Annotated in this window: 18 protein-coding genes; 13 read left to right on the top strand and 5 right to left on the bottom strand. The window is 60.8% G+C overall.

The window, feature by feature from the left end; genetic code table 11:
• Positions 1-40: 40 nt before the first annotated feature.
• The 9 genes from FBY04_RS15910 to FBY04_RS15870 all read left to right on the top strand — a co-directional run bounded on the left by FBY04_RS15910 (position 41) and on the right by FBY04_RS15870 (position 10,838).
• Positions 41-751 carry a TraX family protein gene (locus FBY04_RS15910; RefSeq protein WP_145315774.1) on the top strand — a complete coding sequence of 237 codons (711 nt, stop codon included), beginning with the start codon at positions 41-43 and terminating at the stop codon, positions 749-751.
• A 284-nt stretch (positions 752-1,035) separates the two neighbouring features.
• Positions 1,036-2,289 carry a serine hydroxymethyltransferase gene (glyA, locus tag FBY04_RS15905; protein ID WP_084318448.1) on the top strand — a complete coding sequence of 418 codons (1,254 nt, stop codon included), beginning with the start codon at positions 1,036-1,038 and terminating at the stop codon, positions 2,287-2,289.
• Between the two features lie 23 nt (positions 2,290-2,312).
• Positions 2,313-3,563, top strand: a complete 1,251-nt coding sequence (locus tag FBY04_RS15900) for a sarcosine oxidase subunit beta (protein WP_007947735.1) — start codon at positions 2,313-2,315, stop codon at positions 3,561-3,563.
• A 14-nt stretch (positions 3,564-3,577) separates the two neighbouring features.
• On the top strand, positions 3,578-3,907 hold the full coding sequence (locus FBY04_RS15895) for a sarcosine oxidase subunit delta (protein WP_034147448.1): 330 nt from the start codon (positions 3,578-3,580) through the stop codon (positions 3,905-3,907).
• Positions 3,904-6,921, top strand: coding sequence for a sarcosine oxidase subunit alpha (locus tag FBY04_RS15890; RefSeq protein WP_145315773.1), 3,018 nt, complete (start codon positions 3,904-3,906; stop codon positions 6,919-6,921). The genes FBY04_RS15895 and FBY04_RS15890 overlap by 4 nt, the downstream gene beginning before the upstream one ends.
• Before the next feature lie 151 nt (positions 6,922-7,072).
• Entirely contained in the window at positions 7,073-7,705 is a 633-nt protein-coding gene (locus FBY04_RS15885) for a sarcosine oxidase subunit gamma (protein WP_084318446.1), read from the top strand.
• A 136-nt stretch (positions 7,706-7,841) separates the two neighbouring features.
• Positions 7,842-8,699, top strand: coding sequence for a formyltetrahydrofolate deformylase (gene purU, locus FBY04_RS15880; protein WP_145315772.1), 858 nt, complete (start codon positions 7,842-7,844; stop codon positions 8,697-8,699).
• 207 nt (positions 8,700-8,906) lie between these two features.
• Positions 8,907-10,106 carry a formaldehyde dehydrogenase, glutathione-independent gene (fdhA, locus tag FBY04_RS15875; protein ID WP_017341178.1) on the top strand — a complete coding sequence of 400 codons (1,200 nt, stop codon included), beginning with the start codon at positions 8,907-8,909 and terminating at the stop codon, positions 10,104-10,106.
• Between the two features lie 183 nt (positions 10,107-10,289).
• Entirely contained in the window at positions 10,290-10,838 is a 549-nt protein-coding gene (locus FBY04_RS15870; RefSeq protein ID WP_084318444.1) for a DUF2780 domain-containing protein, read from the top strand.
• A gap of 1 nt (position 10,839) precedes the next feature.
• On the opposite strand, the gene FBY04_RS15865 is transcribed toward FBY04_RS15870, so the two are convergent.
• Entirely contained in the window at positions 10,840-11,727 is an 888-nt protein-coding gene (locus tag FBY04_RS15865) for an acyltransferase (RefSeq protein WP_084318443.1), read from the bottom strand.
• Positions 11,728-12,037: 310 nt separating this feature from the next.
• Between FBY04_RS15865 and FBY04_RS15860 the strand changes: the two genes are divergently transcribed.
• From FBY04_RS15860 to creD, 4 genes are all read left to right on the top strand, one after another.
• Entirely contained in the window at positions 12,038-12,541 is a 504-nt protein-coding gene (locus FBY04_RS15860) for an ATP-dependent zinc protease (RefSeq protein ID WP_017341175.1), read from the top strand.
• A 74-nt stretch (positions 12,542-12,615) separates the two neighbouring features.
• Positions 12,616-13,296 (top strand): two-component system response regulator CreB, encoded by a 681-nt coding sequence (gene creB, locus FBY04_RS15855; protein WP_145315771.1) that lies wholly within the window; start codon positions 12,616-12,618, stop codon positions 13,294-13,296.
• Positions 13,296-14,714 carry a two-component system sensor histidine kinase CreC gene (gene creC / locus FBY04_RS15850; RefSeq protein WP_145315770.1) on the top strand — a complete coding sequence of 473 codons (1,419 nt, stop codon included), beginning with the start codon at positions 13,296-13,298 and terminating at the stop codon, positions 14,712-14,714. The genes creB and creC overlap by 1 nt, the downstream gene beginning before the upstream one ends.
• 220 nt (positions 14,715-14,934) lie before the next feature.
• Entirely contained in the window at positions 14,935-16,305 is a 1,371-nt protein-coding gene (gene creD, locus FBY04_RS15845) for a cell envelope integrity protein CreD (protein WP_145315769.1), read from the top strand.
• A gap of 226 nt (positions 16,306-16,531) precedes the next feature.
• Here the strand turns inward: creD and FBY04_RS15835 are convergent, their stop codons facing one another.
• The 4 genes from FBY04_RS15835 to FBY04_RS15820 all read right to left on the bottom strand — a co-directional run bounded on the left by FBY04_RS15835 (position 16,532) and on the right by FBY04_RS15820 (position 21,137).
• Positions 16,532-17,161 (bottom strand): glutathione S-transferase family protein, encoded by a 630-nt coding sequence (locus tag FBY04_RS15835; RefSeq protein WP_084318439.1) that lies wholly within the window; start codon positions 17,159-17,161, stop codon positions 16,532-16,534.
• A 155-nt stretch (positions 17,162-17,316) separates the two neighbouring features.
• Positions 17,317-17,496: a hypothetical protein gene (locus FBY04_RS15830; protein WP_084318438.1), complete on the bottom strand. Its 180-nt coding sequence runs from the start codon at positions 17,494-17,496 to the stop codon at positions 17,317-17,319.
• Positions 17,493-18,623, bottom strand: coding sequence for a PepSY domain-containing protein (locus tag FBY04_RS15825; protein ID WP_145315767.1), 1,131 nt, complete (start codon positions 18,621-18,623; stop codon positions 17,493-17,495). The genes FBY04_RS15830 and FBY04_RS15825 overlap by 4 nt, the downstream gene beginning before the upstream one ends.
• Before the next feature lie 72 nt (positions 18,624-18,695).
• Complete coding sequence (locus tag FBY04_RS15820; RefSeq protein WP_145315766.1) at positions 18,696-21,137, bottom strand: TonB-dependent siderophore receptor; 2,442 nt, start codon at positions 21,135-21,137, stop codon at positions 18,696-18,698.
• Positions 21,138-21,187: the final 50 nt, after the last annotated feature.

Raw genomic sequence — 21,187 nt, 5'->3', positions numbered from 1 at the left:
GGATGCGTCTGACAGAAAAATACCGAGACGACGGGCAATTATGCACATGACACAAAGGGATGGGGCACTGGATCTGCTGAAGTGGCTGGCGCTGCTGAGCATGGTGCTCGATCACCTGCGATATGTCGGTTACTCCGTCGATATTCTTTATGCTCCCGGCCGGTTGGCGTTTCCGTGGTTTTGTCTGGCGATGGCGGCGAATGTTTCGCGGGCACGGGAAGTCACACATCAGTGGCGGTATCTGGGCTGGTTGTTGCTGTTCAGTGCCGTCAGCGAAATCCCTTACAGGATGTTCATTCCCGATCCCGATACGTTGAACGTGTTGCCTACGCTGGCGCTTGGATTGTTGGTCGCACGTGGCTGGCAGCAGGAAACGCTGCAATCGCGACTGCTCGCGGCTGGCGCGCTGGTCCTGGCGGCGGTGTTCTCGGAACGCCTGATGTTCGGTTTCTTTGGCGTTCTACTGCCGCTGGCGATGCTGCTGGTGATCAGGCGCCCCTGGTATTTCAGTCTGTTGCCGGGATGGGTGTGCATGGCTGCCAATCAATGGCAGGTGTTGTTTGCCTCGGCCCGGTTCGGCAGCAGCGCCGCCCTGTTCGGCATAGCCATTTGTCTGATCGCGCCATTGCTCGGTTTGTTCTTGTTGCGACATGCCGGGCATTTCAAGCCACCGCCGATGCGGCGTTGGGCGTATGCGCTCTATCCGCTGCACTTTCTACTGCTATTGCTCGTCCGCCAGATCGCCGCATAACCCTTGTGGGAGCGGGCTTGCTCGCGATGGCGGCGTCACATCCGGCATGGATGTCGGCTGACCCGCCGCCATCGCGAGCAAGCCCGCTCCCACTGGGATCTATGTTGATCTTGCGATCGAGTCAGGTGCGGCCATTTCAGTCCATGTCGTAAACGCACCTTTGCGTGGCGTCCGTAGGCATTTGACCTGTCTGCGCCGGTCATACCATCGCATCAAAGGGCACTGCCGACAGGTACGTGCCTCACCGAGACGAATGGCGCACCGCCGCCGCTGGGAGAGACGCGATGTTCAGCAAGCAAGACCAGATCAAGGGTTACGACGATGCACTGCTGGCGGCGATGAATGCCGAGGAGCAACGCCAGGAAGATCACATCGAGCTGATCGCGTCAGAGAACTACACCAGCAAACGCGTCATGGAAGCGCAAGGCAGTGGCCTGACCAACAAATACGCCGAAGGCTATCCGGGCAAGCGCTACTACGGTGGCTGCGAGCACGTGGACAAGGTTGAAGCCCTGGCCATCGAACGCGCCAAGCAACTGTTCGGCGCCGATTACGCCAACGTGCAGCCTCACTCCGGTTCCTCGGCCAACAGCGCCGTGTACCTGGCCCTGCTGCAAGCCGGCGACACCATTCTGGGCATGAGCCTGGCCCATGGCGGTCACCTGACCCACGGCGCCAAAGTGTCGTCCTCGGGCAAGCTGTACAACGCCGTGCAGTACGGCATCGACACCAAGACCGGCCTGATCGACTACGACGAAGTCGAGCGCCTGGCCGTCGAATGCAAGCCGAAGATGATCGTTGCCGGCTTCTCGGCTTACTCCAAGACCCTCGATTTCCCACGTTTCCGTCAGATCGCTGACAAAGTCGGTGCGCTGCTGTTCGTCGACATGGCTCACGTCGCCGGTCTGGTCGCTGCCGGTCTGTACCCGAACCCGCTGCCGTATGCCGACGTGGTCACTACCACCACCCACAAGACCCTGCGCGGTCCACGTGGCGGCCTGATCCTGTGCAAGGCCAACGAAGAAATCGAGAAGAAGCTCAACGCAGCAGTCTTCCCGGGTGCCCAGGGCGGCCCGCTGATGCACGTGATCGCGGGTAAGGCCGTGTGCTTTAAGGAAGCGCTGGAGCCAGGTTTCAAGGCTTACCAACAACAAGTGATCGATAACGCCCAGGCCATGGCCGGCGTATTTATCAAACGCGGCTACGATGTAGTGTCCGGCGGCACCGACAACCACCTGTTCCTGGTCAGCCTGATCCGTCAGGGCCTCACCGGCAAAGAGGCGGATGCAGCACTCGGTCGCGCCCACATCACTGTGAACAAGAACGCTGTCCCGAATGATCCACAGTCGCCGTTCGTCACTTCCGGCCTGCGCATCGGCACCCCGGCGGTGACCACGCGCGGCTTCAAGGTGACCCAGTGCGTCACGCTGGCCGGCTGGATCTGCGACATCCTCGACAACCTCGGCGACGCCGATGTCGAGGCCAATGTCGCGCAGCAAGTGTCGGCCCTGTGCGCAGATTTCCCGGTTTATCGCTGAGCGCGGTTTTGGAGTAAATGACTATGCAACGCTACTCGGGCTTCGGCCTCTTCAAACACTCCCTCAGCCATCACGAAAACTGGCAGAAAATGTGGCGCACGCCGACCCCTAAAAAGGTCTATGACGTGGTCATCGTCGGCGGTGGCGGGCATGGTCTCGCCACGGCTTACTACCTGGCCAAGGAACACGGCATCACCAACGTGGCCGTGGTCGAAAAAGGCTGGCTGGGCGGCGGTAACACCGCGCGCAACACCACCATCGTTCGCTCCAACTACCTGTGGGACGAGTCGGCGCACCTGTACGAACACGCGATGAAATTGTGGGAAGGCCTGTCCCAGGACCTGAACTACAACGTGATGTTCTCCCAGCGCGGCGTTTACAACCTGTGCCACACCCTGCAGGACATCCGTGATTCCGAGCGTCGGGTCAGCGCCAACCGCCTCAACGGCGTGGACGGTGAGCTGCTCGATGCCAAGCAAGTGGCTGACGAGATTCCGTACCTCGACTGCTCGAAAAACACGCGCTACCCGGTGATGGGCGCTACCGTCCAGCGTCGCGGCGGCGTGGCCCGTCACGATGCCGTGGCGTGGGGCTTTGCCCGTGCCGCTGACGCACTCGGCGTGGACCTGATCCAGCAGACAGAAGTGATCGGTTTCCGCAAGGAAAACGGTGTGTGCATCGGTGTTGAAACCAACAAGGGCTTCATCGGTGCCAAGCGCGTCGGTGTGGTCACGGCCGGTAACTCCGGGCACATGGCCAAGCTCGCCGGTTTCCGTCTGCCGATCGAATCCCATCCGCTGCAAGCGCTGGTATCCGAGCCGATCAAGCCGATTATCGACAGCGTGATCATGTCCAACGCCGTACACGGCTACATCAGCCAGTCCGACAAGGGCGACCTGGTGATCGGCGCCGGTATCGACGGCTACAACGGCTACGGCCAGCGTGGTTCGTACCCGGTGATCGAACACACCATCCAGGCCATCGTCGAGATGTTCCCGGTGCTGTCGCGCGTACGCATGAACCGTCAGTGGGGCGGCATCGTCGACACCACGCCGGACGCGTGCCCGATCATTTCGAAAACCCCGGTCCCGAACATGTTCTTCAACTGCGGTTGGGGCACCGGCGGCTTCAAGGCTACACCTGGCTCGGGCAACGTATTTGCCGCAAGCCTGGCCAAGGGTGAAATGCACCCATTGGCCGCACCTTTCTCCATCGACCGTTTCCACAACGGTGCGTTGATCGATGAACACGGCGCTGCTGCGGTTGCCCACTAACAGGAGAAATCCCCATGTTGCATATCTTCTGTCCTCACTGCGGCGAGCTGCGCTCCGAAGAGGAATTCCACGCATCCGGCCAGGCGCACATCCCGCGTCCACTGGATCCGAACAGCTGCACCGACGAGGAGTGGGGCGACTACATGTTCTTCCGCGATAACCCTCGCGGTCTGCACCACGAACTGTGGATTCACGCCGCCGGTTGCCGTCAGTACTTCAACGCCACCCGCGACACCGTGACCTACGAGATTCTCGAGACCTACAAGATCGGCACCAAGCCACAATTCACCGACAAGACCGATAGCCCGAAAGCGGCCACCACGGCTCTGGGAGAGAAGGTATGAGCCAGATCAATCGCCTGTCCAACGGCGGACGGATCGACCGCAACAAAGTGCTGAGCTTCACCTTCAACGGCCAGGTCTACAAAGGCTTTGAAGGCGACTCCCTGGCCGCTGCCCTGTTGGCCAACGGTGTCGACATCATCGGCCGCAGCTTCAAGTATTCCCGTCCGCGCGGCATCTTCGCCGCCGGCGCCGAAGAGCCGAATGCCGTGCTGCAGATCGGCGCGACCGAAGCCACGCAGATCCCGAACGTACGCGCCACGCAACAAGCGCTGTACCAAGGCCTGGTCGCCACCAGCACCAACGGCTGGCCGAGCGTGAACAACGACATGATGGGAATTCTCGGCAAGGTCGGTGGCAAGCTGATGCCGCCGGGCTTCTACTACAAAACCTTCATGTACCCGCAATCGTTCTGGATGACTTACGAGAAGTACATTCGTAAGGCCGCCGGTCTTGGCCGCTCGCCGACCGAGAACGATCCGGACACCTACGACTACATGAACCAGCACTGCGACGTGCTGATCGTCGGCGCCGGCCCTGCTGGCCTGGCCGCTGCACTGGCCGCTGCGCGCAGCGGTGCCCGCGTGATCCTGGCTGATGAACAGGAAGAGTTCGGCGGCAGCCTGCTCGATTCCCGCGAAAGCCTCGACGGCAAGCCAGCCACCGAGTGGGTCGCCAGCGTCATTGCCGAACTGAAAGACACCCCGGACGTGCTGCTGTTGGCGCGCGCCACCGTCAACGGTTACCACGACCATAACTTCCTGACCATTCACGAGCGCCTGACCGATCACCTCGGCGACCGCGCCCCGATTGGCCAGGTGCGTCAGCGCATTCACCGGGTTCGCGCCAAGCGCGTGGTCCTGGCGACCGGCGCTCACGAGCGTCCGCTGGTTTACGGCAACAACGACGTGCCGGGCAACATGCTTGCCGGTGCAGTCTCGACTTACGTGCGCCGTTACGGCGTGGCACCGGGCAAGAAGCTGGTGCTGTCGACCAACAACGATCACGCCTACCGCGTTGCGCTGGATTGGCTCGACGCCAGCCTGCAAGTCGTGGCCATCGCTGATGCCCGCAGCAACCCGCGTGGTGCGCTGGTGGAAGAAGCCCGTGCCAAAGGCATTCGCATCCTGACCGGCAGTGCCGTGATCGAGGCCCGTGGCAGCAAACACGTGACCGCCGCTCGCGTTGCCGCGATCGATGTGAAAGCACACGCCGTGACCAGTCCTGGCGAATGGCTTGATTGCGACCTGATCGCCAGTTCCGGCGGTTACAGCCCGGTGGTTCACCTGGCGTCGCATTTGGGCGGCAAGCCGATCTGGCGTGAAGATATCCTCGGTTTCGTACCGGGCGAGGCACCGCAGAAACGCGTGTGCGTCGGTGGCATCAACGGCGTCTATGGCCTCGGCGATTCCCTGGCCGATGGTTTCGAAGGCGGCGCTCGCGCAGCCAGCGAAGCCGGTTTCAGCGTGGTCGAAGGCACCTTGCCGAAAGCCCTGAGCCGTCTGGAAGAGCCAACCCTGGCGCTGTTCCAGGTGCCGCACGAAAAGAGCACCGCACGTGCGCCGAAGCAATTCGTCGACCTGCAAAACGACGTCACCGCCGCCGCCATCGAACTGGCGACCCGCGAAGGCTTCGAGTCGGTCGAGCACGTCAAACGCTACACCGCACTGGGCTTCGGTACTGACCAGGGCAAGCTCGGCAACGTCAACGGCCTGGCCATCGCCGCCCGTTCGCTGAACGTGACCATCCCGCAGATGGGCACCACCATGTTCCGTCCGAACTACACGCCGGTCACCTTCGGCGCCGTGGCCGGCCGTCACTGTGGGCACATCTTTGAACCTGTCCGCTTCACCGCGCTGCATCATTGGCACGTGAAGAACGGCGCCGAGTTCGAAGACGTCGGTCAATGGAAGCGTCCTTGGTACTTCCCGAAAAACGGTGAAGACATTCATGCCGCGGTGAAACGCGAATGCAAAGCCGTTCGCGACAGCGTCGGCCTGCTGGATGCGTCGACCCTCGGCAAGATCGACATTCAAGGCCCGGATGCGCGTGAGTTCCTCAACCGCATCTACACCAACGCCTGGACCAAGCTCGACGTGGGCAAGGCCCGTTACGGCCTGATGTGCAAAGAAGACGGCATGGTTTTCGACGACGGCGTGACTGCCTGCCTGGCCGACAACCATTTCGTGATGACCACCACCACCGGCGGCGCTGCACGCGTGCTGCAATGGCTGGAAATCTACCAACAGACCGAATGGCCAGACCTGAAGGTGTACTTCACTTCCGTGACGGATCACTGGGCAACCATGACCCTGTCCGGGCCGAACAGCCGCAAGCTGCTCAGCGAAGTGACCGACATCGATCTGAGCAACGAAGCTTTCCCGTTCATGACCTGGAAAGAAGGCCTGGTCGGCGGTGTGCCGGCGCGGGTGTTCCGGATCTCGTTTACCGGTGAGCTGTCGTACGAAGTCAACGTACAGGCCGACTACGCCATGGGCGTGCTCGAGAAAATCGTCGAGGCCGGCAAAAAGTACAACCTGACGCCGTACGGCACCGAAACCATGCACATCCTGCGGGCCGAGAAAGGCTTCATCATCGTCGGTCAGGACACCGACGGCTCGATGACTCCGGATGACCTGAACATGGGCTGGTGTGTCGGTCGCACCAAACCGTTCTCGTGGATCGGCTGGCGTGGCATGAACCGCGAAGACTGCGTGCGTGATCAACGTAAACAGCTGGTGGGCCTGAAGCCGATCGATCCGACCAAATGGCTGCCGGAAGGTGCGCAACTGGTGTTCAACACCAAGCAGACGATCCCGATGACGATGGTCGGTCACGTCACCTCCAGCTACCTGCACAACTCCCTGGGCTATTCGTTTGCCATGGGCGTGGTCAAAGGCGGCCTGAAGCGCATCGGTGAGCGCGTGTTCGCACCGCTGGCCGATGGCAGCGTGATCGAGGCGGAAATCGTTTCTTCGGTGTTCTTCGATCCAAAGGGTGATCGCCAGAACGTGTGATTGCCGGATGTGATTATGACTGTAGGAGCCGGCTTGCTGGCGATGAACGATAACGCGGTGCACCTGATACACCGCGTCGTCCGGATCGCCAGCAAGCCGGCTCCTACAGGAGGCAACCGCACCATCAACAGAATTCAGGAACAGGTGCTTTATGACCGCAGCCAATGTTTACCAACAACGCCCAACCACCGGGGCCAAGGCCGAGTCGTCGCTGCATCATGCCGACCTCGCCAGCCTGGTCGGCAAGGGCCGCAAAAACGCCGGCGTGATCGTGCGTGAGAAAAAACTCCTCGGCCACCTGACCCTCCGTGGTGATGGCCACGATGCCGCGTTTGCCGCAGGCGTGCACAAGGCCCTCGGCATCGAATTGCCAGGCGCACTGAGTGTCATCGTCAAAGGCGAAACCAGCCTGCAATGGATGGGGCCGGATGAATGGCTGCTGATCGTGCCAACCGGCGAAGAGTTCGCCGCCGAGCAGAAACTGCGTGAAGCGCTGGGCGACCTGCACATCCAGATCGTCAACGTCAGCGGCGGTCAGCAGATCCTCGAACTGAGCGGCCCGAACGTACGCCAGGTGCTGATGAAATCCACCAGCTACGACGTGCACCCGAACAGCTTCCCGGTCGGCAAGGCAGTGGGCACCGTGTTCGCCAAGTCGCAACTGGTGATCCGCCACACCGCCGAAGACACTTGGGAACTGCTGATCCGCCGCAGCTTCTCGGATTACTGGTGGTTGTGGTTGCAGGATGCGTCGGCTGAGTACGGGCTTAGCGTCCAGGCTTGAGATTTTATCGCCAGCAAGCCGGCTCCTGCAGGCCCGTGTCCTACACATCATTTGTGAACGACAGAAAACTGTAGGAGCCGGCTTGCTGGCGATCAACCGCGCAGCGGTTGCCCATAACAACAGGAGTCACCGCACTATGAGCCGCGCCCCAGACACATGGATTCTGACCGCCGACTGCCCAAGCGTTCTCGGCACCGTGGACGCGGTGACCCGCTTTCTGTTCGAGCAGGGCTGCTACGTCACTGAGCACCATTCCTTCGATGATCGGCTTTCGGGCCGGTTCTTCATTCGCGTGGAGTTCCGTCAACCCGACGGCTTTGACGAACAAGCCTTTCGCGCAGGCCTCGAAGAACGTGGTCAGTCCTTCGGCATGATCTTCGAGCTGACCCCGCCGCACCATCGGCCCAAAGTGGTGATCATGGTCTCCAAGGCCGATCACTGCCTCAACGATTTGCTTTACCGCCAACGCATCGGCCAGCTGTCGATGGACGTCGCCGCCGTGGTCTCCAACCACCCGGACCTCAAGCCGTTGGCCGACTGGCACCAGATCCCGTATTACCACTTCCCGCTCAACCCCAACGACAAGCCGGCGCAAGAGCGTCAGGTGTGGCAGGTGATCGAGGATTCCGGCGCCGAACTGGTGATCCTTGCGCGGTACATGCAGGTTCTGTCACCGGAGCTGTGCCGCAAACTCGACGGCAAGGCGATCAACATCCATCACTCCCTGCTGCCGGGTTTCAAGGGCGCCAAGCCTTATCACCAGGCCTACAACAAGGGCGTGAAACTGGTTGGTGCCACAGCGCACTACATCAACAACGATCTGGACGAGGGGCCGATCATCGCCCAGGGCGTGGAGGTGGTGGATCACAGTCATTACCCGGAAGATTTGATCGCCAAGGGGCGGGATATCGAAGGGCTGACATTGGCCAGGGCGGTTGGGTATCACATCGAAAGAAGGGTGTTTTTGAACGCGAACAGAACCGTCGTTCTTTAGATCGCCATCGCTGGCAAGCCAGCTCCCACAGGTTTTGTATCGTTCACAAATTCTGTGAACACCCCCAATCACTGTGGGAGCTGGCTTGCCAGCGATGAGGCCATAACAGACAACACAAGACACACACAGGCAATAACCCGAGCAATCAACGCGCCGCCGATCCATGGCGACGCGACCGCTACATAAAAACAACAGCGAGGTGAAAGCATGTCTGGCAATCGTGGTGTGGTGTATCTCGGCGCTGGCAAGGTCGAAGTACAGAAAATCGACTATCCGAAAATGCAGGACCCGCGTGGCAGGAAGATCAATCACGCTGTCATCCTGCGCGTGGTTTCCACCAACATCTGTGGTTCTGACCAGCACATGGTGCGCGGCCGTACCACCGCTCAGACCGGTCTGGTGCTGGGCCACGAAATCACTGGCGAAGTGATCGAGAAGGGCAGCGACGTCGAGAACCTTCAGATCGGCGACCTGGTGTCCGTTCCGTTCAACGTGGCTTGCGGGCGCTGCCGTTCCTGCAAGGAAATGCACACCGGCGTCTGCCTCAGCGTGAACCCGGCGCGTCCGGGCGGTGCTTACGGTTACGTCGACATGGGCGACTGGACCGGCGGCCAGGCTGAATACGCGATGGTGCCGTACGCTGACTTCAACCTGCTGAAACTGCCTGATCGCGATCGCGCGATGGAAAAAATCCGCGACCTGACCTGCCTCTCCGACATCCTGCCAACCGGTTACCACGGTGCAGTGACGGCCGGCGTTGGCCCGGGCAGCACCGTGTACATCGCTGGCGCCGGCCCGGTCGGTCTGGCTGCAGCCGCTTCCGCTCGCCTGTTGGGCGCTGCGGTGGTGATCATCGGCGACGTCAACACCGTTCGCCTGGCCCACGCCAAGGCGCAAGGTTTCGAAATTGCCGACCTGTCCCTGGACACGCCGCTGCACGAACAGATCGCTGCGCTGCTGGGTGAGCCGGAAGTGGATTGCGCCGTCGACGCCGTGGGCTTCGAAGCGCGCGGTCACGGCCATGACGGCGTGAAACACGAGGCTCCGGCCACTGTCCTCAACTCGTTGATGGGCGTGGTTCGGGTTGCTGGCAAAATCGGTATCCCGGGCCTGTACGTGACCGAAGATCCGGGTGCTGTGGATGCTGCCGCGAAAATGGGCAGCCTGAGCATTCGATTCGGTCTGGGCTGGGCCAAATCCCACAGCTTCCACACCGGCCAGACCCCGGTGATGAAGTACAACCGCCAGTTGATGCAGGCGATCATGTGGGATCGCATCAACATCGCCGAAGTGGTGGGCGTTCAGGTGATCAGCCTGGATCAAGCACCGCAAGGCTATGGCGAGTTCGATGCGGGCGTGCCGAAGAAGTTTGTGATCGATCCGCACAAGCTGTTCAGCGCGGCATAAGGCTTCACGCAATACAGAACGGCGACCTTCGGGTCGCCGTTTTTGTTTGAGCCATGCATCAATCCGCAGACGAGCGGGCTGAAAATGGATGTAGCGCTGAGGAACATGCCGACGGAAGACCGGTCAAAACGGCAGCTTTTCCGCCTGTTACCGGCGGTTTTCATGGCACAAGAGGATGTCTGGATGAAGTTTTCACGTGGTTTTGTACTGGCATCGCTCATGACCCTGGCGGCCAGCCCGGTCTTTGCTCAGTTCAGCCTGAGCGATGCGGCCAATGCCATTTCCGGCATGAATGGCGATAACGCTGCCACAGCGGCAGCGCCGACCTCTGAAACGGCAGGTCTGCTGGGTGCGCTCAGCCAATTGAACCTGACACCACAGCAAGTCGTTGGCGGCACCGGAGCGATGCTCGGTCTGGCCAAGAATCAATTGAGTTCGACCGACTATTCGGAACTGGCCAAAAACGTACCGGGCATCGACATGTTGTCCGGCGGTGGTGAACTGGGTGTCCTCGCCGGGTTGCTCGGTTCGTCCGGTAAGGCGGCCGGCCTGGATAACGCGCTGGGCAACGTCAAGGACACCAACGACCTGAACAACGCGTTCAGCGCATTGGGCATGGACAGCGGCATGATCGGCCAGTTTGCCCCGCTGATTCTGCAATACTTCGGCCAACAGGGCGTGGGCGGTTCACTGCTGCAGAGCCTGGGCGGAATCTGGGGCGCCGGCATCTGATTCAGCGGCGCTCGGCGCGCAAGGCGTCGATGCGCCGGTCCTTCTCGATCCAGAGCTGGTTGACCCAGTTCTGGACCGTCTCGCGAAACGCCGGATCGTTCTCGTAATCACCCTGCCACAGCGCGGGGTCGAGTTCGCGGGTGTTGATGTCGATGATCACCCTCGGCACGTTACCGCTGATCAAATCCCAGAACCCCGGAATCTTCTGCTGCGGATACACCACCGTCACATCGAGAATGGCGTCCAGCTGTTCACCCATTGCCGCCAGCACAAACGCCACGCCGCCGGCCTTGGGCTTGAGCAGATGGGTGAACGGTGACTGCTGCTGAGTGCTTTTCGCCGCCGTGAACCGGGTGCCTTCGAGGTAATTGACCACCGTCACCGGCTGACGTTTGTACAGATCGCACGCCGCTTTGGTGATCTCCAGGTCCTTGCCGGCCAACTGCGGGTTCTTTGCCAGAAACGCCTTGGTGTAGCGCTTCATGAACGGGTAATCCAGCGCCCACCAGGCCAGGCCCAGGAACGGTACCCAGATCAGTTCTTTCTTGAGGAAGAATTTGAAAAACGGCGTGCGCCGGTTGAGTGCCTGGATCAGCGCCGGGATATCGACCCAGGATTGATGGTTGCTGATCACCAGATACGACGTGTCGACCCGCAGGTCCGCGCCGCCGCGAATGTCCCATTGTGTGGGGATGCACAGACGGAAGATCAGCTTGTCGATCTCGGCCCAGGTCTCGGCGATCCACATCACCGCCGTGGATGCATAATCACGCCAGCGGCCGGGCAGGACCAGTTTGAGCAGGGCAAACACCATTAGCGGTCCGAACAGGACGAGGGTGTTGAGCAACAGCAGCAGGGTAACGAAACAGCCGGTGAGCAGGCGGCGCATAAGTAACTCTTGGAAGCGTTTGGGCGCGCCATGATAAGCAGCTTCGGGCGACAGGCCAAATCGGTGGTGACGAATGTTTCACCTTTGTCTCGGTATATTTCGATGCCATTCAGATCAAATTGCTCCAGTGACTGTTCCGGCCTCTTCGCGGACAAGCCCGCTCCCACAGTGGATTGGGGTGTACGCAAGTTTTTTGAACGACACAAAACCCTGTGGGAGCGGGCTTGCCCGCGAAGCGATCTCAAGAACGAACGAATTGCCCACTGACGGTCTAAAATTGCGCTGCCCATCTCCCAAGGACATCCATCACGTGAAATCCCTCCTCGCATTGCTGTCCCTCGTGGCCCTGCCGGTCCTGGCCGCCGAGCCGACCCTGTACGGGCGCTACGAATACATTGCGCTGCCGGAAATCGGCGGCGAAGTCCTCAAGGCGAAAATGGACACCGGCGCCCTGACCGCGTCGCTGTCGGCCAAAGACATCGAAACCTTCACCCGCGATGGCGATGAGTGGGTGCGCTTCCGCCTCGCGACCAAAGATGCGAGCAACAAGGTCTACGAGCACAAAGTCGCGCGGATCAGCAAGATCAAGACCCGTTCCGAAGAAGACGAGGATGAAGATGCCGCGGCGCCCACCAAACGTCCGGTAGTCGATCTGGAACTGTGCCTGGGCAACGTCAAACGCACGGTCGAGGTCAACCTGACCGACCGCAGCAGCTTCAACTACCCGCTGCTGATCGGCGCCAAAGCCCTGCGTGAATTCGGCGCGGCCGTGAACCCGGCGCGACGTTTCACCGCCGACAAACCCGACTGCTGATTTCAAGTGGTCTCATTGACGTGAGGTGAGGCTTGGGGCACCGTTCGCCCACCCAACTGCCGGGCTCGGACGCCATGCCTCATATCCTGATTGTCGAAGACGAAGCGGCGATTGCCGACACCCTGATTTTCGCCTTGCAGGGCGAAGGGTTCACCACGACGTGGCTGAGCCTCGGCGCCGCCGCGCTGGAGCTTCAGCGGCAGACGCCAGCGGATCTGATCATTCTCGACATCGGTCTGCCCGATATCAGTGGCTTCGAAACCTGCAAGCAACTGCGGCGTTTCAGTGACGTGCCGGTGATTTTTCTCAGTGCCCGTGATGCGGAAATCGATCGCGTCGTGGGTCTGGAAATCGGCGCCGACGATTACGTGGTCAAGCCGTTCAGCCCACGGGAAGTGGCAGCGCGCGTGCGGGCCATCCTCAAACGCATGGCGCCGCGTGCGGTGGTCGAGGTTGCATCGACACTCTTTCGCATCGACAGCGAGCGAGTGCAGATCAACTATCGCGGCCAGTTGCTGACCCTGACGCGCCACGAATTCCGTCTGCTGCAATGCCTGCTCGAACAACCTGAACGTGTCTTCAGCCGCGAGCAACTGCTCGATGCGCTGGGCGTCGCCGCCGATGCCGGGTACGAGCGCAGCATCGATAGCCACATCAAGAGCGTGCGCGCCAAATTGCGCCAGGTGAAGGCCGACGCCGAGCCGATCCAGACCCATCGCGGCCTCGGCTACAGTTACAGCCCGGGACACAGCTGATGCCATTGGGGATCCGGATTTTCCTGGTCTATGTGCTGTTCATCGGCCTGACGGGTTACTTCGTGCTCAGCACCGTGATGGAAGAAATCCGCCCCGGCGTGCGTCAGTCCACAGAAGAAACCCTGGTCGACACCGCCAACCTGATGGCCGAAATCCTGCGCGACGACTTCAAGGCCGGCACGCTTAACCAGAACCGCTGGCCGGAATTGCTCAGGGCCTATGGCGAGCGGCAGCCAAAAGCCAATATCTGGGGGCTGCCGAAGAATCAGGTCAACCACCGTATCTACGTTACTGACGCCAAGGGCATTGTGGTCCTGGATTCCAGCGGCGTGGCGGTGGGCCAGGATTACTCGCGCTGGAACGACGTTCTGCTGACCCTGCGCGGCGAATACGGCGCCCGCTCCAGTCGCAGCGATCCGAACGATGCCAGCTCTTCGGTGATGCACGTTGGCGCGCCGATCCGCGATAACGGCCGGATCATCGGCGTGGTCACCGTCGCCAAACTCAACAGCTCGTTGCAGCCTTACGTCGATCGCACCGAGCGTCGATTGCTCGCCTATGGCGCCGGGCTGATCGGCCTCGGTCTGCTGTTCGGCGCGCTGCTCTCGTGGTGGCTGAGCGCAGCGCTGCGGCGCTTGACCGCTTATGCGAAAGCCGTGAGTGAAGGCCGGCGGGTCGAGGTTCCGCATTATCGCGGCGGCGAAATGGAGCAACTGGCGACCGCTGTGGAGCAGATGCGCACGCAGCTCGAAGGCAAAGCCTACGTCGAGCGCTACGTGCACACGCTGACCCATGAACTGAAAAGCCCGCTGGCGGCGATTCGCGGCGCGGCGGAGTTGCTACAGGGTGAGATGCCGTTGGCTCAACGGCAGCGTTTCGTCAGCAACATCGACAGCGAAAGCGTGCGGATGCAGCAGTTGATCGAGCGTCTGCTGAACCTGGCTCAGGTTGAGCAGCGCCAAGGGCTGGAAGAGCGAGTGGCCGTGCCGTTGGCGAGTCTGGTCGATGAGTTGCTGAATGCGCAGGCTGCGCGCATCGAAGGCAAACAGCTGCGCGTGGATCAGGCGATTCCAGCGGATCTGACGATCACTGGCGAGCCGTTTCTGTTGCGTCAGGCGCTGGGCAACCTGCTGGACAATGCGCTGGATTTCACGCCGGCGAATGGCGTGCTGCGATTCAGCGCGAAGCCGGTTGGGGAGCAGATTGAATTCACACTGTTCAACCAGGCCGAGGCCATTCCCGACTACGCATTGCCGCGATTGAGTGAGCGCTTCTATTCCTTGCCGCGTCCGGACAGCGGGCGCAAGAGCACCGGGTTGGGGCTTAACTTTGTTGAGGAAGTGGTGAAGTTGCATGGTGGGACGTTGCACGTCGGCAATGTCGAGGGTGGGGTTGAAGTGACTTTGCGCCTGACTTAGGACCGAGTCGCGGCCTCTTCGCGAGCAAGTCGAATCGTCGCACCGCCGCTCCCACATTCGATCTTCAGCGAATATGGATTTTGTGTACGGCCGAGATTAAATGTGGGAGCGGGCTTGCTCGCGAAGAGGCCGGCCCAGTCTCCACATAAACTCCATATTCCCCCCACAAACCCTCCACACACCGCTACCAGACTCTCCCCATCCAAACAGGGAGAGTCCCATGAACCGAAATCTGACCATAAAACTCGGGGCCATTGCCCTGCTGATTCTGTTGTTGCTGATCCCGTTGCTGATGATCAACGGCGTGATCCAGGACCGTCAGCAACTGCGTGACGGCGTGCTCGAAGACATCGCGCGCAGTTCCAGCTACAGCCAGCGTCTGAGCGGACCGTTGATGGTGGTGCCGTATCGCAAAGTGGTGCGCACCTGGAAGCTCAACGAGAAAACCAACGAGCGTTACCAGGAAGTCGGCGAAGAACGCGGTCGTTTGTATTTCCTGCCGGAGCGTTTCGAGCTCGACGGGCAGGTGCAGACCGAACTGCGTTCCCGGGGCATTTACGAGGCGCGGCTGTTTCACGCCGACAACCGCATCAGCGGGCACTTTTCGGTTCCGGCACAACTGGGCATCAAGGAAGACTTCGCCGACTACCAGTTCGATCAGCCGTTCCTCGCGGTCGGGATCAGCGACATTCGTGGCATCGAGAATGCGCTGAAACTGGAGCTCAATGACCTGCGCCTGGATTTCGTACCGGGCAGCCAGGTGGGCTGGCTGGGTGAGGGCGTGCATGTGACGTTGCCGGCGCTGAACACCAGGCAAGCCACGGAGCTGGCCTTCGGTTTCGACCTGCGTTTGCAAGGCACCGGTCAACTGCAAATTCTCCCGGTGGGCAAGACCAGCAAAGTCTCGCTGGCCGCCAACTGGCCGCATCCGAGCTTCATCGGCAACTATCTGCCGGCCCAGCGCGAAGTCTCTGATCAGGGCTTCACGGCCAACTGGCAGACAACGTTCTTCTCCACCAACCTGCAAGAAGCCCTGAGCAGTTGCGTAGCCGGCAACGACTGTGACGCGTTCAACGGCCGCAGCTTTGGTGTGAGCTTCATCGATCCGGTGGATCAGTATTTGAAAAGCGATCGGGCCATCAAATATGCACTGCTGTTCATCGTTCTGACTTTCGCCGGTTTCTTCCTCTTCGAAGTCCTGAAAAGCCTGGCGGTGCACCCGGTGCAATATGCGTTGGTCGGCGTGGCGCTGGCGTTCTTCTACCTGTTGTTGCTGTCATTGTCCGAACACATCGGCTTTGCACTGGCGTATCTATTGTCGGCGAGCGGATGTGTGTTGTTGATCGGCTTTTATGTCTGCCACGTGCTGCGCAGCGTGCGCCATGGCTTGAGTTTTTCGGCGGGATTGGCGGCGTTGTATGGTCTGCTCTATGGCTTGTTGAGTGCCGAGGATTACGCGTTGCTGATGGGCTCGTTGCTGCTGTTCGGCTTGCTGGGCGTGTTCATGGTGCTGACCCGCAAACTGGATTGGTACGGGATCGGGCAGAAAGCAGCCAAGCCGCTGGAATTTGATATCGGGGTGGTGGAATGAGCCGGTCGTTGGGGTTGCGTGAGGATCAGCGGGTGGGGGAAGTGTTGGCGACGCTGGTATGTGGCTTGTTTCCGGTAGATCCGGTGTGGTGCATTCGCGAGCAAGCCCGCTCCCACAAGGGCTCTCTAGTGAACACAAAATGTATGTTCACCACAGATCAACATGTGGGAGCGGCGGTACGACGATTCGACTTGCTCGCGAAGAGGCCGGTCCAGTCAGTGCAAATCTAGACCTTAGGCATCGTCACCACCATCGAAGGCCGCTGACTCACCTCGAAATACCACGCGGCCAATTGCGGATTCGACTCGCGCCATTCCAGATCCGGATGGCGCAGGTCGAGGTAACCCAGCGCACACGCCACGCTGATCGCCGCGACATCGAAATGGCTGGTCAGCTCGGCAATCGCGTCTTTTTCCAGCAGTGCCAAGGCGCGGCGAATCTTGTCGCGCTGGCCATCGAGCCATTCGTCCCAGTGTTTTTCCGGGGCGCGCAGGGCGACTTCATAACGAACCAACACCGCAGCGTCCATGATCCCGTCGGCCAGGGAGGCCAGGGTCAGGCGCCGCCAGCGGGCCGAGCCTTCACGGGGGATCAGCGGGTTGCCGACGTGCTGGTGGTCGAGGTAATCGAGGATCACCCGGCTGTCGTGAATGACGTTGCCGTCCGCCAGGCGCAGGGCCGGGATTTTGCTCAGCGGGTTGTCATGGGTAAGCGGCAGGTCCGGGGCGACCGGGGTCAGCACACAGTTTTGCAGGGCGACGCGGTCTTGCTGACCGGTTTCGTGCAGCAGCACCATGACTTTGCGAACGAAAGGTGACAGCGGATTGTGGTAGAGGGTCATGCTCGGGGCGGACATGGCAGTGTCTCGGTCGGTGGACAGTGTCGGGAGCATAGCGCGTGGATCACGCAACTTGTAGGAGCCGGCTTGCTGGCGATGGCATCGACTCGGTTTTTCAGATGCACCGGGGTGATGCCATCGCCAGCAAGCCGGCTCCTACAGGTTGGGTGTTGTCAGCGGCGTTGCAGCAGGCCGCGCAGGGCGAGGATTGCGGGAACACCCAGGCCCAGCCAGCTCAGGGCATCCCAAACGCCATCCCCCAGCAACGCGGCAAACAACCCCGCCGCGCTGAGCAAGGCGATGACGACGGGCGTTGCGAAGACCTTCCAGAAGTTTGACTGTCGGGGTGTCATGCCACGCTCTCCGCTTTCTCCAGTACGGGTTTTGCCGCCTTGCGCCGTACCATCCACAGGTAAACCCCGCTGCCGAGCACGATGATGGTCAGTACATCCAGCGTCGCCCAGAGGATTTTCATCGGCATGCCGCCGTAATCGCCGAAGTGCAGCGGCTGCGACATGCCCATGGCGTCCATGTACCAAGGCCGTTCAGCCACGGCGGTGACTTGCAATGTACTGGCGTCGATCAGCACCGGTGTCAGCAAGTGCGATGTCAGGTGCGTGCTGCCCTTCATGAACACCGCGTAATGGTGTTCGCTGGAAAACCGCGTGCCGGGGAAGGCAATAAAGTCCGGCTGCATGCCGGGCGCGACTTCCTTGGCGATGTCGAGCAAGCGAGTGGCCGGCGCCAGTTGTGTCAGGGCGGGGGCGTCGCGGTACGGCGCGACCATCGCACTCAGGCTGTCGTTGCGCCACGCGGCGATCAGCAGGTCGGCGCAAGCACTGATGACGCCGGTCACGCCAACTACCAGCGCCCAGGTCAGGGTGACCACACCGATCAGGTTGTGCAGGTCGAGCCAGCGCAGGCGAGTGGATTTGTCCTGGCGCACGGTGGCGAATTTCAAGCGGCGCATGAACGGCAGGTACAGCACCGATCCGGAAATAATGGCCACGACAAACATCAGTCCCATGAACGCCAGCAACAGCTTGCCCGGCAGGCCGGCAAACATGTCCACGTGCAAACGCAGCATGACCATCATGAAGCCGCCGTTGGCCGACGGCATCTCCCGCGCTTCGCCGGTGCGGGCGTCGAGCATGAAGGTGTGGGACGAATTCGGCTCGGTACCGGCGGTGGCGGCCATGATCGTGATCGCGGCGTCGGGTTCGTCTTCGTCGAAGCCGAAATACTGCATGACTTCACCGGGACGATGTTTTTCCGCGGCCTGCACCAACTGCTGCAAATTCAGCTTCGGGGTGTCGGCCGGCATTGCTTTCAACTCGGCGGCATCGCCCAGCAGGTGGTCGATCTCGTGATGGAAGATCAGGGGCAAGCCGGTCAGCGCCAGCATCAGCAGGAAGACCGTGCAGATCAGGCTGGTCCAGGTGTGGACGAAGGACCAGCGACGAATTGTTTTGCTTTTCATTTCTCAGCCTTCAGAAATACCAAAGCCGTCCACGAAGGACGGCCTGGTTACAGCGCGTATCCAATCAAGCGTTTACCACTTGTACGTGGCACTGGCGACGACACTGCGCAGGTCGCCGTAATAGCAGTAAAAGCCGTCACAGGTGGAGATGTAATCCTTGTTGAGCAGGTTGGTCGCGTTCACGGCCAGCGAGGCACCTTTCAAGCTGTTGTCCAGGCGACCCAGGTCGTAATGAACCGCCGCGTCGAACACGGTATAGGCATCCGCCTTGCCCAGCGTGGTGTTGCCCTGGTCGCCGTAGGTATTGCCGGTGTAACGCGCGCCGGCACCAATGCCGAAGCCATCCAGCACGCCGTTGTGCCAGGTGTAATCGGTCCACAGCGAAGCCTGCTGGTTGGGCATCAGTTGCAGACGGTTGCCTTTGAAGTCGCCTTTTTGCACTTCGGACTTCGCCAGGGTGTAGGCGGCGATGATTTTCAGGTTGTCGGTGACGTCGGAGACCGCTTCCAACTCCAGGCCTTTGACTTTCACTTCACCGGTCTGGCTGGTGATCGGCACGTTGCCGACGGTGGTGGTGACGGAGACGTTTTTCTGGGTCAGGTCGTACACCGCAGCGCTCAGCAACGTGTTACTGCCCGGCGGCTGGTACTTGATGCCCAGTTCCCACTGCTGGCCTTCGGTCGGCTTGAATGATTGAGTGGACGATGCGGTGGCATTGCTGGTGGGCTGGAACGACTCGGCGTAAGACAGGTAAGGCACGATGCCGTTGTCGAATACATAGCTGATCGCCGCGTTACCGCTGAATTTCTTGTCGCGCTCGGTGTTGGTGGCATCTTCCTTGAAGAACTTGGTGCCGGTGTGTACCCAGTCCTCACGGCCGCCCAGCGTCAGGCGCCATTGGTCGAGGGCCATCTGGTCCTGGACGTACAAACCGGTCTGATGGGTCTTCTGATCCTGGTCATAGAAGGCATCGGACCGTGCCGGGCGAGTGATCGGCAAACCATATTGCGGGGTGTTGACGTTGATGCCCGGCGCGGTCCCGAAGATCGACAGGTAGTTGGTGTTGTTGCGCTGGTGGTCCAGCCCGATCAGCAAGGTGTGACGGACATCACCGGTGGAAAAATCGCCCTGGAAGTTGTTGTCCACCGCGAACTGGCTGATGTCTTCCTCGACATTTGTCGTGCCGCGCCCTGTGTTGCCCTGATCGTCGACGACAAAACCGAACGCGGCAAACGCCGGGTTGTAGGCGTTGACGGTAATGGCCTGGAACGACAGGTCGGACTTGGTGTAGCGCAGGTTCTGACGGAACTGCCAGACATCGTTCAGGCGATGTTCGAAGGCGTAGCCCAGCGCGTAGTAAGTGCGGTCGTAGTACTCGTAGTTCGGATCTCCCAGGTTCTTGTGGTGGGAAATATCGCCGAACGGCATGTCGATTTTGGTGCCCTGGATCGAGTGGAACTGGCTGGTGATGCCGGTATCGTCACGGGTGAATTGCGTGAGCAGGGTGAATTTGGTGTCGTCGTCGATGTTCCAGGTCAGGCTCGGCGCGATGTTGTAGCGCTTGTTGTCGATGTGGTCGATCTGCGTGCCGCTGTCGCGAACCACGCCGCTGACGCCATAGAGGAACTGGCCTTCGTCGTCGATTTTGCCGGTGCTGGCGAAGTTGATCTGACGATGATTGTCACTGCCGTATTGCACCTGGATTTCATTGCTCGACTCGGCGCTGGGACGACGGCTGACCATGTCCAGCAAACCGCCTGGCGGGGTCTGGCCGTACACGGATGAAGCCGGTCCGCGCAGCAGCGCGAGGCGGTCGAGGTTCCAGGTTTCCGGTTTCGGGTTGGCGTACACGCCTTTGGGCAGCGGCAAGCCGTCGAGGAACTGGGTCGGTTCAAAGCCGCGTACCCGCAGCCAGTCGGCGCGGGTGTCGCTGCCGAAACTGCTGGCGGTGATGCCCGGCATGTAACGCACAGCGTCATCGAGGCTGTGCACACTGCGGTCGTCCATTTGTTCGCGGGTGGCGATCGAAATCGAACGCGGCGCCTCAACCAGCGCGGTGTCGGTCTTGGTGCCGGCGGCGGTACGCTTGGCCAGGTAACCGTCAACCGGGCCCCAAGCGCTTTCGGTGTTTTCTACGCCAATCACGCTGGTTTCCGGCAACGCCATCACGCCCTCAGGCGCGGCGACCAGGCTGTAGGTGCCAGTGCTGCTCTGTTCCAGTTGCAGACCGGTGCCGAGCAGCGCGGCGCGCAAGGCACCCGCGGCATCATATTGGCCATTGACCGGTGCCGACGTCTTGCCCGCCGCCAACGCCGGATTCAGCGACAACGCGAGGCCGGACTGGCTGGCGATCTGGTTCAACGTGCTGGCCAATGGCGCGGCCGGCAGGTTGTAGGCGCGAACGCTGGACGCCTGTTCAGCTGCGATCAGTTGGCTGCTGGCCAGAGGGGTGCAAAAGGCAATGGCGACCGCCAGCAAACTGGGGCGCAACAAGGTGTCTAGCGAACGGGACATACGGCGGCTCCTGAAAGGGAATACTTCTCAATTGCCTAGGTGCCGAACGA

The sequence above is a fragment of the Pseudomonas sp. SJZ080 genome, assembly GCF_007828295.1.
Taxonomy (GTDB): domain Bacteria; phylum Pseudomonadota; class Gammaproteobacteria; order Pseudomonadales; family Pseudomonadaceae; genus Aquipseudomonas; species Aquipseudomonas migulae_A.
The sequence above is the reverse complement of the archived record's forward strand: the minus strand, read 5'-3'. Positions and strand labels throughout refer to the sequence as shown.

Excerpts from the sequence above, each read along its gene's own strand:
- FBY04_RS15865 (WP_084318443.1), bottom strand. The coding sequence starts at position 11,727 with ATGCGCCGCCTGCTCACCGGCTGTTTCGTTACCCTGCTGCTGTTGCTC.
- FBY04_RS15910 (WP_145315774.1), top strand. The coding sequence starts at position 41 with ATGCACATGACACAAAGGGATGGGGCACTGGATCTGCTGAAGTGGCTG.
- FBY04_RS15890 (WP_145315773.1), top strand. The coding sequence starts at position 3,904 with ATGAGCCAGATCAATCGCCTGTCCAACGGCGGACGGATCGACCGCAAC.
- creD (WP_145315769.1), top strand. The coding sequence starts at position 14,935 with ATGAACCGAAATCTGACCATAAAACTCGGGGCCATTGCCCTGCTGATT.
- creB (WP_145315771.1), top strand. The coding sequence starts at position 12,616 with ATGCCTCATATCCTGATTGTCGAAGACGAAGCGGCGATTGCCGACACC.
- FBY04_RS15870 (WP_084318444.1), top strand. The coding sequence starts at position 10,290 with ATGAAGTTTTCACGTGGTTTTGTACTGGCATCGCTCATGACCCTGGCG.
- FBY04_RS15820 (WP_145315766.1), bottom strand. The coding sequence starts at position 21,137 with ATGTCCCGTTCGCTAGACACCTTGTTGCGCCCCAGTTTGCTGGCGGTC.
- glyA (WP_084318448.1), top strand. The coding sequence starts at position 1,036 with ATGTTCAGCAAGCAAGACCAGATCAAGGGTTACGACGATGCACTGCTG.
- creC (WP_145315770.1), top strand. The coding sequence starts at position 13,296 with ATGCCATTGGGGATCCGGATTTTCCTGGTCTATGTGCTGTTCATCGGC.
- FBY04_RS15885 (WP_084318446.1), top strand. The coding sequence starts at position 7,073 with ATGACCGCAGCCAATGTTTACCAACAACGCCCAACCACCGGGGCCAAG.
- FBY04_RS15830 (WP_084318438.1), bottom strand. The coding sequence starts at position 17,496 with ATGACACCCCGACAGTCAAACTTCTGGAAGGTCTTCGCAACGCCCGTC.
- fdhA (WP_017341178.1), top strand. The coding sequence starts at position 8,907 with ATGTCTGGCAATCGTGGTGTGGTGTATCTCGGCGCTGGCAAGGTCGAA.
- FBY04_RS15825 (WP_145315767.1), bottom strand. The coding sequence starts at position 18,623 with ATGAAAAGCAAAACAATTCGTCGCTGGTCCTTCGTCCACACCTGGACC.
- FBY04_RS15895 (WP_034147448.1), top strand. The coding sequence starts at position 3,578 with ATGTTGCATATCTTCTGTCCTCACTGCGGCGAGCTGCGCTCCGAAGAG.
- purU (WP_145315772.1), top strand. The coding sequence starts at position 7,842 with ATGAGCCGCGCCCCAGACACATGGATTCTGACCGCCGACTGCCCAAGC.
- FBY04_RS15835 (WP_084318439.1), bottom strand. The coding sequence starts at position 17,161 with ATGTCCGCCCCGAGCATGACCCTCTACCACAATCCGCTGTCACCTTTC.
- FBY04_RS15900 (WP_007947735.1), top strand. The coding sequence starts at position 2,313 with ATGCAACGCTACTCGGGCTTCGGCCTCTTCAAACACTCCCTCAGCCAT.